This window comes from Halovibrio salipaludis, assembly GCF_002286965.1.
GTDB lineage: Bacteria > Pseudomonadota > Gammaproteobacteria > Pseudomonadales > Oleiphilaceae > Halospina > Halospina salipaludis.
Genome location: NZ_NSKD01000006.1, coordinates 172,416 through 187,311, shown reverse-complemented (window position 1 = coordinate 187,311; position 14,896 = coordinate 172,416). Strand labels below are relative to the sequence as shown.

At 62.6% G+C, this 14,896-nt stretch carries 11 protein-coding genes; 6 read left to right on the top strand and 5 right to left on the bottom strand.

Going from position 1 to position 14,896, the window contains the following annotated elements; genetic code table 11:
• Nucleotides 1-253 precede the first annotated feature (253 nt).
• From glnG to glnA, 4 genes are all read right to left on the bottom strand, one after another.
• Entirely contained in the window at nt 254-1,696 is a 1,443-nt protein-coding gene (gene glnG / locus CK501_RS13055) for a nitrogen regulation protein NR(I) (protein ID WP_198949515.1), read from the bottom strand.
• A complete protein-coding gene (glnL, locus tag CK501_RS13050; protein ID WP_095618180.1) occupies nt 1,693-2,763 on the bottom strand; it encodes a nitrogen regulation protein NR(II) in 1,071 nt (356 codons plus the stop codon). Before glnL ends, glnG begins: the two co-directional genes overlap by 4 nt.
• 216 nt (nt 2,764-2,979) lie before the next feature.
• Nucleotides 2,980-3,525: a DUF4124 domain-containing protein gene (locus tag CK501_RS13045; RefSeq protein WP_158223123.1), complete on the bottom strand. Its 546-nt coding sequence runs from the start codon at nt 3,523-3,525 to the stop codon at nt 2,980-2,982.
• 126 nt (nt 3,526-3,651) lie between these two features.
• Nucleotides 3,652-5,058, bottom strand: a complete 1,407-nt coding sequence (gene glnA, locus CK501_RS13040) for a type I glutamate--ammonia ligase (protein ID WP_095618178.1) — start codon at nt 5,056-5,058, stop codon at nt 3,652-3,654.
• A gap of 417 nt (nt 5,059-5,475) precedes the next feature.
• On the opposite strand from glnA, the gene typA reads away from it, so the two are divergent.
• Together typA and pip are read left to right on the top strand one after the other, a co-directional pair.
• Nucleotides 5,476-7,287 (top strand): translational GTPase TypA, encoded by a 1,812-nt coding sequence (gene typA / locus CK501_RS13035; RefSeq protein WP_095618177.1) that lies wholly within the window; start codon nt 5,476-5,478, stop codon nt 7,285-7,287.
• 37 nt (nt 7,288-7,324) lie between these two features.
• Nucleotides 7,325-8,293 (top strand): prolyl aminopeptidase, encoded by a 969-nt coding sequence (gene pip, locus CK501_RS13030; RefSeq protein ID WP_095618176.1) that lies wholly within the window; start codon nt 7,325-7,327, stop codon nt 8,291-8,293.
• A gap of 56 nt (nt 8,294-8,349) precedes the next feature.
• On the opposite strand, the gene CK501_RS13025 is transcribed toward pip, so the two are convergent.
• Complete coding sequence (locus tag CK501_RS13025) at nt 8,350-9,069, bottom strand: TorF family putative porin (RefSeq protein WP_095618175.1); 720 nt, start codon at nt 9,067-9,069, stop codon at nt 8,350-8,352.
• 279 nt (nt 9,070-9,348) lie between these two features.
• Here CK501_RS13025 and dtd point away from each other — a divergent pair, with 279 nt between their 5' ends.
• The 4 genes from dtd (at nt 9,349) to glnE (ending at nt 14,800) form a co-directional block, all read left to right on the top strand.
• Entirely contained in the window at nt 9,349-9,807 is a 459-nt protein-coding gene (gene dtd / locus CK501_RS13020; protein ID WP_095618174.1) for a D-aminoacyl-tRNA deacylase, read from the top strand.
• Between the two features lie 69 nt (nt 9,808-9,876).
• On the top strand, nt 9,877-10,959 hold the full coding sequence (locus CK501_RS13015; RefSeq protein WP_095618173.1) for a porin: 1,083 nt from the start codon (nt 9,877-9,879) through the stop codon (nt 10,957-10,959).
• Nucleotides 10,960-10,962: 3 nt separating this feature from the next.
• Entirely contained in the window at nt 10,963-11,838 is an 876-nt protein-coding gene (locus tag CK501_RS13010; RefSeq protein WP_095618172.1) for a CYTH domain-containing protein, read from the top strand.
• A 49-nt stretch (nt 11,839-11,887) separates the two neighbouring features.
• Nucleotides 11,888-14,800, top strand: coding sequence for a bifunctional [glutamate--ammonia ligase]-adenylyl-L-tyrosine phosphorylase/[glutamate--ammonia-ligase] adenylyltransferase (glnE, locus tag CK501_RS13005; RefSeq protein WP_198949514.1), 2,913 nt, complete (start codon nt 11,888-11,890; stop codon nt 14,798-14,800).
• Nucleotides 14,801-14,896: the final 96 nt, after the last annotated feature.

Below are 14,896 nucleotides of genomic sequence, written 5' to 3'. Positions count from 1 at the left end.
GTAAACGGGGCCAGCACTTTGGCCAACTGCCCGGCGTCGGTGGCCACTTCCCGCTGTTCCATGACATTGCCCTGCTCATCCACAACGGCAACAGCACTTGATTTGGAAGCCAGATCGATGCCAGCGTAATTCATCGGACAACCTCCTCTTCTGCTGAGGCTCTTCGGGTGACCTCGTTTCTCATTGGCGGAGGTTGTCCTCTTCCTTCCGGCCCGATCAAGGCCTGCCCGCTTTATCCCATCTCCTACATAGGTCAGGAACCGTGAGCTTCCTCCTGGTCCTCGTCGGCGTGCTCGTCCATACCGAGTTCCTTGATCTTGCGCGTCAGCGTATTCCTCCCCCAGCCCAGCAGGTTGGCCGCATCGCGGCGGCGGCCGCCGGTGTGCTTGAGGGCGGTTTCGATCATGACGCGTTCGAATTCCGGTAATGCGGTATCCAGGATCGGGTGTTTGCCCTGTTTCAGTGCACGGTCCGCCCAGTCGCGCAGCTGTTCCTGCCAGCTGCTGGCGTTGCTGCTTCCTTCCTCCTGCTCCAGCAGTTCCCGGGGCAGGTCGTTCACGTGGATCTCGCGGCCGGAGGCCATCACGGTCAGCCAGCGGCACACGTTCTCGAGCTGGCGCACGTTGCCGGGCCAGGGCAGGGTGCTCAGGTAGGTTTCGGTCTCCTCCTTGAGGATCTTGGGTTCCACATTGAGTTCTTTTGCGGCCTGTTTGAGGAAGTGGCGCATCAGCAGCGGGATGTCTTCGCGCCGCTCGCTGAGCGTTGGCAGGTGAACGCGGATGACGTTGAGCCGGTGGAACAGGTCCTCGCGGAAGCTGCCTTCGCGGACCCGTTCCTCCAGGTCCTGGTGGGTGGCGGCGATGATGCGCACGTCCGCTCTCACGGGCGTGGCGCCGCCCACGCGGTAGAATTCGCCGTCGGCCAGAACGCGGAGCAGGCGGGTCTGGGTGTCCGCCGGCATGTCACCGATCTCGTCCAGGAACAGGGTGCCGCCGTTGGACTGCTCAAAGCGACCCTGGCGCGCCGCGTTGGCGCCGGTGAAGGCGCCTTTCTCGTGGCCGAACAGCTCAGATTCGATCAGATCCCGCGGAATGGCGGCCATGTTCAGCGCCACGAAGGGGCCGCTCGAGCGCGGGCTGTGGTTGTGCAGGGCGCGTGCGACCAGTTCCTTGCCGGTCCCGCTTTCCCCGTTGATCAGCACTGTGATGTTGGAATGCGAAAGACGCCCGATGGCCCGGAAAACTTCCTGCATGGCGGGGGCCTCACCGATGATCTCGGCATTTTCCCCGGCGTGTTCCGCCTCCCGTTCACGGGCGCTTGAGCGCTGCTCCCGGCCATGATCAATGGCGCGCTGGATGAGGGAGAGGGCCTCGTCCACGTCAAAGGGTTTGGGCAGGTATTCAAAGGCACCGGTCTGGTAGGAGGAGACCGCGCTGTCCAGGTCCGAGTGGGCCGTCATGATGATGACCGGCACCATGGGGAAACGTTCACTGATGGAGCGAAGCAGGGTGATGCCGTCGATGCCGGGCATTCGGATATCGCTGATCACGGCATCCGGCTGGTCCTGTTCAAGCCGTTCCAGTATACCCTCGCCGCTTTCAAAGCTGACCGTTTCAAGGCCGGCGCGGCTCAGTGCCCGCTCCAGCACCCAGCGGATGCTGCGGTCGTCGTCGATGATCCAGACAGTGGCGCTCATTCGGAGGCCTCCAGGGGCAGAAAGATGATGAATCGGGTGCAGCCGGGCTGGCTCTCGCATTCCACCAGGCCCTGGTGCTGCCCCACGATGCTCTGGGTGATGGCCAGCCCGAGCCCGGTGCCGTCGGGTCGGCCGCTGATCATGGGGTAGAAAATGTTTGGCTGAAGCTCGCGTGGAATGCCGGGCCCGTTGTCAATGATGTCCACCCGGCAGACCAGCCGGTGGCGCGTATGGCCGATGGTGAACTGGCGCAGGGCGCGGGTACGCATGGTGATCGTAGGCTCTGCATCCTCCGGCGGGTGCTTGGTAAGCACTTCCAGCGCATTGCGCGCAATGTTGAGGATGGCCTGGATCAGCTGCTCGCGGTCACCCATGAACTCGGGGATGCTGGGGTCATAGTCCCGCACAAGACTGACCTGGCTGCCGCCTTCGGCTTCCAGCAGGGTACGCACGTGTTCCACCACATCATGGATGTTGGTGGGGGCTGTCTCGATGGCCCGGTTCGGGCCCAGCATCCGGTCCACAAGGGTGCGCAGCCGGTCTGCCTCCTCCATGATCACCCGCGTGAAATCACGCAGTTCAGCGTTTTCCAGTTCACGTTCCAGCAGCTGGGCTGCACCCCGGATGCCACCCAGCGGGTTCTTGATCTCATGGGCCATGCCCCGCACCAGGGTGCGCGTGGTCTCCTGCTGGGTGAGGAGCTCCTCTTCGCGCGAGATACGCTGGAGGCGGTCCCGTTGCTGGATCTCCATCAGCAGCAGGGGGTCGTCCCCCGGGAACGGTGAGATGGAATAGTCCACGCATATCAACTGGCCACTGGGCAGCAGCAGTTCCGCTTCACGCTTGGTGAAAGTGTGGCCCGTGGCCGCAGTCTCGGTGAGCGTCTGCAGGGCCGCGTCCGGCTCCACGAAGATACTGGTGACCGGCAGGCCGCGGATGCGGTCGCCACTGGTCTGGAGCAGCATCTCGGCAGCCGGGTTCAGGTAGCGCGTGCGCTTGTCGTGATCGAGCACCAGAACCGCTGTCGCCAGGTTGTCCAGGATGCGCTGGTGCATGGGTTCGGTCATAGGTCCCCTCCTGGGAACAGGCTTTGCAAGAATCAAACCAGCTTCTGGGTCGGTGTAAAAGCGCTGCTGGGCCGAATCAGTGCACGGTTGGAATCGCGCTCTGCCCCATGCTAATGCAGAAGGTTGCAGTGTGCACCAATACAGTGCATTAAGGTGGTCGTGGATTGAACGCGAGCGAAGTCGGCGTCTGTCGCCAGAGGGTTGGCGAGCGGGTCTTCAGTTCAGTTGCGAGGGGCGGTGCAGGGTGAATCGGGTGACATCGGAGGAGCTGATTGTCTCGCCGTTGGCGTTGACCACATGGATCACGATCTCGTGGGTGCCCCGGTTCATGTTCTCCAGCGTGAAGCTGGTGTTGCGGCTCCGGCGGGTTCTCTCGCCATCCAGTTCGAGGGCAAAGCGGTGACCGGGACGCAGAGAGGGCTGGGACTGGAAGCGCACCACAACCAACCCATCGCCGCGCCAGAAAGCGCTGTCGTGTTCCGGCTGGGTGATCTCGACGGATTCGTAGCCCTGCTGTCCGTCATTGCCTCTGTTGTTTTCCCGTTCACTGTTGCGGCTTTCGCGCACCGGGCTGTCGGGCAGGCTGACCTCCGGCAGGGGCTCCAGTTCCATGGCTTGACTGTTATCGCTGAAGGGCTCATCCGAGTAGGTCACATTGCCGTTCTCGTCCACGTGCCGGTAGATCTCGCCGGCCACGGCAGTACCCAGGGGCAGAAGAAAGGCCAGGACCAGCGCGGTGAGGGGAATTGTTGATCGGAACACGGAGCCTCCGGATTCGGGACGGACGGATATCCTTTCCCGATTATTCAAGCACCGCGTTGCCAATGCAACAAAAAAACCCGGCGCGGGTTGCCCCGGGCCGGGTTCTGACAGGTACTGGAGCCCTGTTTACACGGAGTAGTACATGTCGAATTCCACCGGATGGGTGGTCATGTTGTAGCGGGTTACATCCTCACGCTTGAGGTCGATGTAGCCCTGGATCATGTCTTCGGTGAAGACGCCGCCCTGGGTCAGGAACTCGTGGTCCGCTTCGAGAGCGTCCAGTGCCTCCTGGAAGGTCTCCGACACGGTCGGGATTTCCAGTGCCTCTTCCTTGGGCAGGTCGTAGAGATCCTTGTCCATGGCTTCGCCGGGGTGGATCTTGTTCTGGATGCCGTCCAGGCCCGCCATGACCAGCGCGGAGAACGCCAGGTAGGGGTTGGCGGACGGGTCCGGGAAGCGCACCTCGATCCGGCGTGCCTTGGGGTTGTTGGTGTACGGGATCCGGATGGACGCGGAACGGTTGCGCGCGGAGTAGGCGAGCATCACCGGCGCTTCGAAGCCCGGAACCAGGCGCTTGTAGGAGTTGGTGGACGCGTTGGTGAACGCGTTGATGGCCCTGGCATGCTTGATGATGCCACCGATGTAGTAGAGGGCGTTTTCGCTCAGGCCGGCGTAGCTGTCGCCCGAGAACATGTTCTTGCCGTCCTTGCTCAGCGACATGTTGACGTGCATGCCGGAGCCATTGTCACCGACCACCGGCTTGGGCATGAAGGTGGCGGTCTTGCCGAAGGCGTGAGCCACGTTGTGCACGCAGTACTTGAGAATCTGTACCTCGTCGGCCTTACGGGTCAGCGTGTTCGGCCCAACGCCGATTTCGCACTGGCCGGCGGTGCCGACTTCGTGGTGGTGCACCTCAATGTCAAGGTTCATGGATTCCATGGCGGCACACATGGCGCCACGCAGGTCGTGCAGGGAATCCACCGGGGGGACCGGGAAGTAGCCGCCTTTCACCTTGGGCCGGTGGCCGGTGTTATTGCGGTCGAAATCCTCACCGGAAACCCAGGCGGCTTCCTCGGAGTGGATTTCGTACATGGCGGAGTCCATGTCCACTTTCCACTTGGCGGAATCGAACACGAAGAATTCGGGCTCGGGGCCGAACAGGGCCGCATCCGCAATGCCCAGGGACTTCATGTAATCCTCGGTGCGCCGTGCCACGGAGCGCGGATCACGCTCATAGCCCTGCATGGTTGCCGGCTCAACGATGTCACAGGTGATGTTGAGGGTGGGCTCTTCCGCGAACGGATCCAGGGTGACTGCCTCATCATCGGGCATCAGGATCATGTCGGACTCGTTGATGCCCTTCCAGCCGTTGATGGAGGAGCCATCAAAGGTGGCACCGTCAGTGAAGAAGTCGTCATCAGCCTCTTTGGCGGGCATGGTGACGTGCATTTCCTTACCGCGGCTGTCAGTGAATCGCAGGTCGATCCACTTGATGTCATGTTCCTGGATCAGCTTCAGCGTGTTCTTGGACATGTCAGAACTCCATCTGTGGTTCATTTGAGTAGAGCAGAGTGCTCGTGGCTCCGGCCCTGTGCACCGTGGTGGGGCCTTTCGCGTGCCTGACCACCCTTAAGCAAAAGGCTTGCCAATTACCGGATTTGCTCATTTCTGGCCGCATAACAGGGCATTGGCGTCATCCTGGTGCGCTGGCCTCGCTGCGCGATGCACTAATACAGTGCACCAAGGTGTGATCCCGATTCAATCTGGTGCATTGTCGGGCTGCAGCAGATGCCCGGCGGAAAATGGCCGTGTTCATCGGGGCAGCAATGAGCTCATGGAAAAATCCGGTCTGTTCGTGTACAATCCGCGCCCTTGGTTCGGGGAAACCCGGATCGACCCTCATTTTCACCGCCCTTCATTCGAAATACCAGTGATTCAGAGGCCCTTTTCGTGATTGAGAATCTTCGCAACATCGCCATCATTGCACACGTTGACCATGGCAAGACCACGCTGGTCGACCAGCTGCTGCAGCAATCCGGGACCCTGGATCGCAAGTCATCGGACACCGACCGTATCATGGACTCCGATGATCAGGAGAAGGAGCGGGGCATCACCATCCTCTCCAAGAATACTGCGATCAACTGGGGCGAATACCGGATCAATATCGTCGACACGCCCGGCCACGCCGATTTCGGTGGCGAGGTGGAGCGGGTCATGTCCATGGTCGACTCGGTCCTGCTGCTGGTCGACGCCGTTGATGGCCCCATGCCCCAGACCCGTTTCGTGACCCAGAAGGCATTCGCCAAGGGGCTTAACCCCATTGTTGTGGTGAACAAGGTGGACCGGGAAGGCGCCCGCCCGGACTGGGTGATCAACGAAGTCTTCGACCTGTTCGATGCTCTGGGCGCCAACGAGGACCAGCTGGACTTCCCGATTGTCTACGCCTCCGCCCTCAACGGCATTGCCGGTGAGGATCCGGATGCCCTGGAAGACGACATGGATTCGCTGTTCAAGATGATCGTCAATCAGGTTCCGGCACCGAGCGTGGATCCGGACGCATCCCTGCAGATGCAGGTCTCCTCGCTGGACTACGACCCCTATGTGGGCGTTCTGGGCGTGGGCCGCATCAAGGGCGGCCAGATGAAGCCCGGCCAGCAGGTGGCGGTGATCAACCGCGAGGGCGAGCAGCGCAACGCCAAGCTGCTGGAAGTGAAAGGCTTCCTCGGCCTTAACCGCGTGAACGTGGATGAAGCCAACGCGGGCGATATTGTCTGTATCTCCGGCATCAGCAACCTGCGCATCTCGGATACGATCTGCAGCCGCGAAGCCCCCGAGGCGATGCCGGCGCTGACCGTGGACGAGCCGACCGTGAGCATGACGTTCCAGGTGAACGACTCGCCCTTCGCCGGCCAGGACGGCAAGTACGTCACCAGCCGCCAGATCAAGGAGCGCCTTGAGCAGGAGCTGCTGCACAACGTGGCGCTGCGGGTCGAGCAGGGCGATGCAGCGGAAAAGTTCACGGTCTCAGGCCGTGGTGAGCTGCACCTGGCCGTTCTGATCGAGAACATGCGCCGGGAAGGCTTTGAGCTGGGCGTCTCGCGCCCCGAAGTGGTGCAGCGTGACAATAACGGCGCCAAGGAAGAGCCCTACGAGCAGGTCGTGGTCGACATCGAAGAGCAGCACCAGGGCTCGGTGATGGAAGAGATGGGCAACCGCCGCGCCGAGATGCAGAATATGGTGCCGGACGGCCGTGGCCGCGTGCGGATTGATTTCATCATGCCGGCGCGGGGCCTGATCGGCTTCCGCTCCCAGTTCCTGACCCTGACCCAGGGCTCGGGTATCCTGACCCACGTGTTTGACCACTGGGGTCCGGTCAAGGGTGGTATGGCGGAACACCGCCATAACGGCGCCATCGTTTCCATGGTCAAGGGCACTACCACGGCCTACTCCCTGTTTACGCTGCAGGATCGTGGCCGCCTGATGGTGGGGCCGGGCGCCGAGGTATACGAGGGCATGGTTATCGGTATTCACGCTCGGGAGAATGACCTGACGGTGAATCCGACCAAGGGCAAGCAGCTCACCAACGTGCGGGCCGCCGGTACGGACGAGAACCTGGTGCTGACCCCGCCGATCGAGATGACCCTCGAGAACGCGCTTGAGTTCATTGATGACGATGAACTGGTGGAGGTTACGCCCAATAACCTGCGGGTCCGCAAGAAGCTGCTGACCGAAACGGATCGCAAGCGCGCCGGCAAGAAATAGGGTGGCTGAGCCTGCCCCGGGCGCCTAGACTTGGGGCATGCTGACCCTTTACCCGGAAATCGCCCCCTACGCCACCCATCGCCTGGACGTGGGGGATGGCCACAGCCTCTATCTGGAGGAGTCCGGGCATCCCGGCGGGATCCCGGTGCTCGTGGTTCACGGCGGTCCGGGTGCGGGCAGTGATGGCACTGCCCGCCGTTTCTTTGATGCGGAACGCTACCGCATCATTCTCTTCGATCAGCGCGGTTCCGGCCGCTCCACCCCGTTCGCTTCCGTCGAGAACAATACCACCGCCCATCTGCTTGAGGACATGGAGCGCATCCGCGCGTTCTTCGGCATTGAGCAGTGGCTTCTGTTTGGTGGTTCATGGGGGTCCACCCTCAGTCTTTTGTACGCCCAATCCCACCCTGAGCGGGTCCTGGGGCTGATCCTGCGGGGGATCTTTCTCTGCCGCGAGCGTGATATCCGCTGGTTCCTGCAGGATGGTGCCAGCCGGATCTTTCCGGATTACTGGGAGGATTTCATTGCCCTGATCCCGGAGAGTGAGCGGGATGACCTGATCCGTGCCTACCATCGGCTGCTGCACAGCGAGAACGAGCTCGAGCGCCTGCAGGCTGCGCGTACCTGGGCGATATGGGAGGGGCGCTGTGCCACCCTGCACCCGAATCCGGCAGCGGTAGAGCGTTTCGGGCACGCCCATCTGGCGCTCTCCCTCGCCCGTATCGAGTGTCACTACTTCCTCAACGGCGGTTTCATCGAGGAAAACCGGATCCTGGACAACCTGGATGCCATCCGCGATAAACCGGCCCGTATGGTTCACGGTCGCTACGACATGGTCTGCCCGCTGGAGAACGCTGTCACGCTACACGATGCCTGGCCGGAAGCGGATCTTTCCATTATCCGCGACGCCGGACATGCGGCCTCGGAGCCCGCCATTGTGGATGCGTTGATCCGGGCAACCGAAGCGATGAGTGATCGCTTCGGGCCTGATTTCGGTCTTGGGTAGGAGCGAGCTCGGCTCGCGATAACCGGGACCGCGCATAGCGGCCCCGGTTGGTGGGATTACAGGGTGAAGGACAGTTCGTAGACTGCCTGGAGCAGTGTTGTTCTGCGGGTGTCGTCGCTGGTGTCGGAATCAACGACGGTGCTGGCAACGAACGAGAGCTCATCGTTGAACTGGAAGGACAGGTCCAGGTGGGTCATGTCCTCGCCAAACGGGGCGCCGGCTTCGTCGATATGATGGCCAACAGTGACGCCGAAGGCGTCATAGCCGTAACTGGCGGCAACGTACTCATAGTCTGAGCCGGTTACATCCTTGTAGTAATCAATACCAAGACCGTAGGCACTGATACCGAGGTAGGCTTCGGAAAAATCGCCAAAACCATCCTGATCAACCGTGTCGGTAATATTGCCTTGGTCATCTCTTACCACACGGGCCTGCTTCGGGTAGATGTAATTGATGATGGCGGCATCAACGCTGATATCGTCGGTGATGTCGGTGGCGTAGCCCGCGTAAAGGTCATATTCCTGGCCGGCGCCGCTGTCGCCGCTGGCGGCCCAGACCCCGGCGTAGGCTCCCACACCGCTGTCGAAGTCCAGGCTGCCGTAAACATGGGCATCGCCGGTGCCCAGGTCCACACCACGCCACAGGTAGATGTTCGAGGCACCGAAGGTTGCGCTGGTGCTCGGATTGAAGGCCATGGCCGGTGAGGCGGCCAGTGCGGCACTGCCAATCAGGCCAGCGGCAAGGAGAGAGGAAAGGGGCTTTCTGAGTGTTTGCATGGTTGTAGCCTCCGTTGGCTTTTCCTTGGGGTTCCGTTGCAATGCAACTTGTCCGGGTATCAGCAGGTGCCGTGCCTGATGGTCAAAAAATCCCGAAAAACAATGGATAAACAGCCATTAGTGGCCTGTCCTGGGCTGTCGCAACCGGTGTGGGCAGGCGGTTGGGTCACCGAAACAGGGCACGGCCATCGAGCGCGCTGCTTTTTGGTGCGTTCTTTCCCGCCGCCCGGAGGAGTGGCACCATCACGAGCCACGCATGCATGAAAGGGGAGAACTTTCTTGAAAGGGCTTATACAGCGCGTCACCAGTGCCAGCGTCAGTATCGATGGCGAGATCGTGGGTGAAATCGGCCACGGCCTGCTCCTGTTTCTTGGGGTTCAGAAAACGGATGGAGCGGCCGAGCAGAAACGGATGCTGGAGCGCGTGCTTGAATACCGCGTGTTCCCGGACGAGCAGGGGCGCATGAACCGGAGCCTGAAGGACTGCGGCAGTGACCTGCTGGTGGTGCCCCAGTTCACTCTGGCGGCGGATACCAGCAAGGGCAGTCGGCCCTCGTTTTCGTCCGCGGCCCGGCCCGAGCGTGGCGAACACTGGTTCAATGCCTTTGTGGAGGCGGCCCGCCAGCAGGTGGATGTTGCACCGCCCGGGATCGGGCACCTGGCCACGGGCCGTTTTGGTGCGGACATGCAGGTACAGCTGGTCAATGACGGGCCGGTAACGTTTCTGTTGAGCGTGTAGCGTCGAGGTTTCTTTAGCCGGTGGGGGCTCAGTGGTATTCTGCCGGCTCTGATAACACTAGGGGGTTCCATGAAGCGGAAAGGAATTGTTCTGGCACTGGCCGCGCTGGCGGCTGGTGGCGTGCAGGCCCAGGACTCGGGCCGCAGCGGCGACAGTGAACTGACACTGGCGGAGGTGGACGCACTGACGCACCGGCTGGACATGATGCCGGAGATCTACGGCCAGCTTGGGCTGGTGATGGAGCATCGTGATACGGATGGTCGCGGCAGCGAGACCGCCTTCCGCGACAGCAACTCCTGGATCGGCCTGCGTAACCGCACCGAACTCATGCCGGGTACGGAAGGCTTCTTCCGCGCTGAATGGACGTCGATCCCCTCTGCCGCGGATGAAGACGGTGACCGGATGTTCGATGAGCACGTCGAGTACGCCTACATTGGCCTTGAGGGTGATTTTGGTCGCATCTGGGGCGGTGTGGACGATACCGTCTACGAGCAGCAGCTGGATCGTGTCGCCAATTTCTTTGAGGGCGAGTACCGGTATGAGGATGGTGTGGATCCTGCGACCGGTAAACGTGCACGACGCCACCTTTTCGGCCCCTACACCACCGGGCGTGACCGTCTGGTGCAGTACACCACACCATCCTGGGGCGATCTCCGGCTGCATGGGGCAGTCCAACTGAACGAGGACGGCAGCCCGGAAGTCCGCGACGGTGATGAAAAGGAGAGCCGTCCTTATCAGGCAGTCCTGAGCTACACCCCGGGCAACTGGGAATGGGCTCTGGGTATGGACTCCAATGACGGCGGTGGTAACACGGTTCAGGAGATGGACAACGAGAACACCTACGGCGGCCGCATGACCTATGAGGGTGAACGCTGGCACTTCACCGCCCAGTACCAGCACCGCAAGGACATCGCCAGCGTGGCGGCCCTGCTGACCAGCTACCGCGTCGGCCCCAACCGGTTCTCCATTTCCTGGGAACGGGAGAGGGATGAACTGGAGCCGGAAACGGAAACCACCAACGCCTATACGGCCCAGGTTATGCACGACCTGACCGAGTCCATGGCGGTGTACGTGGAGGGCTACAAGGCCAGCTCGAATGAGCAGACCCCGGACCGGTCCGATCTGATGATCGGCGCCCGTTACCGGTTCTGACCCATGAGTGAGACCGAGCTCAAACTCAGCATGACCCCCGCCAACCTTGACCGGGCCGGGGGCTGGCTGAGTACCAGGGGCGCCGTGGAGCAGGGCGAGCCCCTGACGCTCCTCAACCGTTACTATGACACCCCGGAGGGGGCCCTCAACGCGGAACGGGTCGCTCTGCGGGTGCGCGCCACCGGCAGCGGCTACATCCAGACCCTGAAGACCCGCGGTCACCTCCAGGGGGCGGCCCTCGCGCGCCAGGAATGGGAATGGGAAAGGCCGGGAGCGTCCCTGGACCTGGCGCTTCTGGCTGACACCCCCATGGCGGATCACCCGGCCTTGAGCCACCTGGCACCCGTCTTTGACACAAACTTCCAGCGTCGCGTGCTGATGCTTGAGTGGTCCGAGCGGGGGCAGTGGGCACGCATCGAATGCGCGCTGGACAACGGAGTGATCCGCGCCATCGGGCAGGAGCAGCCGCTGTGTGAACTGGAGCTGGAACTGGTGGACGGCGATGCCGGCATTCTCTCGCGGGTTGCAACAGCACTGACTGCCAGCGTGCCGGCACTGCTCAACAGCATCAGCAAGGCTGAGCAGGGCTATCACCTGGCCGGGGTAGGCACACCGGGTGAGGCTGGGTCCGGAGCCACCCCTCAGGCCTGGCTGGATGCCCTGTGCCGCTTCTGGCTGCGGGATGATCCCGCCGGCTGGGAGCATTTTCTTGATCTGCATCGGCAACTGTCCGGCCCTGCGGAGGCAGCCGGGGCCGGGGAGGCCTACACTCAGGTGACAGCAGAGCTGGAATCCGCTGCGGCGCAACGCCTGTCGCCCCGGGAGGCCCTGACCACCATGCGCGGGCTGGCGCCGCTGCAGCTGGCGCTGCTTGTCTGAACAGGGTTAACCGGCAAGCCGGCAGCACACCGACAGGAAGGTAACCACCATGATGGACCCTCTGGATGACGGGGAACTGGCCCCACTGCCCGACACGCTTCGGGAGAAAGCCGCTGAAGGCTGGCGCAGCCTCATGGACGTGGACTCCTCAGCGAGCCAGGCGCATTTCGAAGCTCATCGTGAGGGCATCATTCAGGCCATTGCCCGCAGTGACTTCCTGTTAGAACAGTTGCGTCGCCACGACGATGTGCTGGAGCCGCTGTTCGAGTCAGAGCTGCTGACGCGCCCCTGGTGCCCGGGTGAAATCCGGGAGGACTGGCAGGTGCAGCAGCCGCACATCCAGGCGGAGGCGGAACTCCAGAAGACCCTGCGGACCTTCCGGCGACGCTGGATGTTCCGGATCGTATGGCGTGATCTGCTGGGCGAAGCGGATCTCGAGGAAACCGTGGGCGCCATGACCGAGCTGGCCGACGCCTGTATCGATGGTGCGGTTTCATGGCTCTATGCCGATGCCTGCCGCGAGTGGGGAACCCCCATGGGCGCGGATCCGGTCACCGGTGAACACGTCGCCCAGCCCCTGCTGGTGATCGGCATGGGCAAGCTGGGTGCCGGGGAGCTCAATCTCTCCTCGGACATTGACCTGATCTTCGCCTATCCGAGCAGTGGTGAAACCGAAGGTGCCCGTCGCAGTGTCGACAATCAGGTCTTTTTCAGCCGCCTGGGTCAGCGACTGATCCGCGCGCTGGACCAGCCCACTGCGGACGGTTTTGTCTTCCGTGTGGACATGCGGCTGCGCCCGAACGGCGAGAGCGGGCCCCTGGCCATGAGCTTTGGTGCCCTGGAGACGTACTACCAGAACCAGGGCCGGGAATGGGAACGCTATGCGCTGATCAAGGCACGTGTGGTCAGTGGGCCCAGGGAGCATGCCAGTCACCTTCAGCAGCTGCTCCACCCCTTCATCTACCGGCGCTACATTGATTTCTCCGCCTTCGAGTCGCTGCGGGAGATGAAAAAGCTCATCCAGCGCGAGGTGCGCCGGCGTTCACTGGAGAGCAACATCAAGCTGGGCGCCGGTGGTATCCGGGAGATTGAGTTTGTGGCCCAGGCGTTCCAGCTGATCCGCGGTGGCCGTGAACCGGTCCTCCAGGAGCGCCGTCTCCGCGAAGTGCTGTCCGCCCTGGGGAGTATGGAGCTGTTGCCGGATGAGGTGGTTGGGGATCTGGACCGCGCCTATGTCCTGCTCCGGGATACCGAGCATGCGCTCCAGGGCATTGCCGACCAGCAGACCCAGACCCTGCCTTCGGATGCGGTGGGCCGGGCGCGGGTGGCGCTGATCATGGGCTACGGGGACTGGGACAGCCTCGCCGGTGACCTGCAGGCACATCGGGAACGGGTCAATGGGCATTTCGCGGACATCATCGCTTTGGAAGAGGACGAGGGAGAGGATGACGGCGGCCATGATGGCTGGGAAGAGATCTGGGCCGGCTCGCTGGGAGAGGAGACGGCCAGCCGGTGGCTGGAAAGGGCCGGATTCGAGTCGGCCACTGAGTCCCTGGAGCGGCTGAAATCCCTGCGGGAAGGCCGGGTTGTCACCACCCTCCAGAGTGAAGGACGGCGTCGCCTGGACCGCTTCCTGCCACGGCTTCTGGCCGCACTGGCGGAGGAGGAAGCCCCATCCGCCACCCTGGAGCGGGTGCTGCCTCTGGTGGAGGCTGTTCTGCGGCGCAGCGCCTATCTGCTGCTGCTGACGGAGAACCCGGGAGCGCTGCGGGAACTGGTGCGCCTGTGTGCGGCCAGCCCCTGGATTGCGGACCAGCTGGCGGAGACGCCGCTGCTGCTGGATGAACTGCTCAACGCTGAAAGCCTCTATACGCCGCCCGACCGGGATCAGCTGCAGGCGGACCTGAACCAGCAGATGCTGCGGATTCCGCTGGACGACCTGGAAGAACAGATGGAGGCGCTGCGCCACTTCCGAAAGGCCCATGTGCTGCGCGTGGCTGCCTCCGAGATCCGTGGCACACTGCCGTTGATGAAGGTCAGCGACTATCTGACCTGGATTGCCGAGGCCGTTCTGGAGCATGTGGTGGTGCTGGCCTGGCACCATCTGACCCAGCGCTACGGCACGCCCACGGATGATCAGGGGGAACCCATTGAGATGGATTTCGCCATCATCGGCTACGGCAAGTTCGGCGGCATCGAGCTGGGCTACACCTCGGATCTGGACCTGGTGTTCGTGCACGACAGTGATCCGCAGAACGCGACCGATGGCGAGAAATCCATTGATAACGCGGTCTTCTATGCGCGCCTCGGCCAACGGGTGGTGCACATCCTCCAGGCCCAGACGCCCTCCGGCCAGCTCTACGAAGTGGATATGCGGCTGCGGCCCTCGGGCAACTCAGGGTTGCTGGTCTCCACGCTGGATGCGTTCCGTACCTACCAGGAGCGTGATGCCTGGACCTGGGAGCATCAGGCCCTGGTCCGGGCGCGCTGGGTGGCCGGGAGTCAGGTTTCCGGCGAAGGGTTTGCGCGGATCCGCCACGACATCCTGGCAAACGAGCGCGACCCCGAGGCTCTGCGCCAGGAGGTGGTCGCCATGCGCCAGCGCATGCGTGATGCCCATGCCTCCGGGGATCCCGGCATATTCCACGTTAAGCAGGATCCGGGAGGGATCATCGACATCGAGTTCATGGTCCAGTACCTGATCCTGGCCTGGGCTCACCGGTACCCGGCCATCACCCACCAGTCGGACAACATCCGCCAGATGGAATCCCTCGGTGAGGCCGGTGTTCTGGATACTGCCATGGCTGAGCGCCTGCGGGATGTGTTCATCACCATGCGCTCGACCGTGCACCGGCGTGCGCTGCAGCGCCTCAACAGCGAGGTGTCGGCGGACCAGTTCGAGGCGGAGAGGCGCTACGTCATGGAATGCTGGCAGACCCTGATGCATCCTCCTACGGTTTAGGGCTGCCCGCCCGTGCGCTCTCCGGTTCTCATGGAGGGCCCGTTTCCTGCTAGAATCGCGGGTTTAATGCTCTGGCCGAAAACACAGACAAGAGGA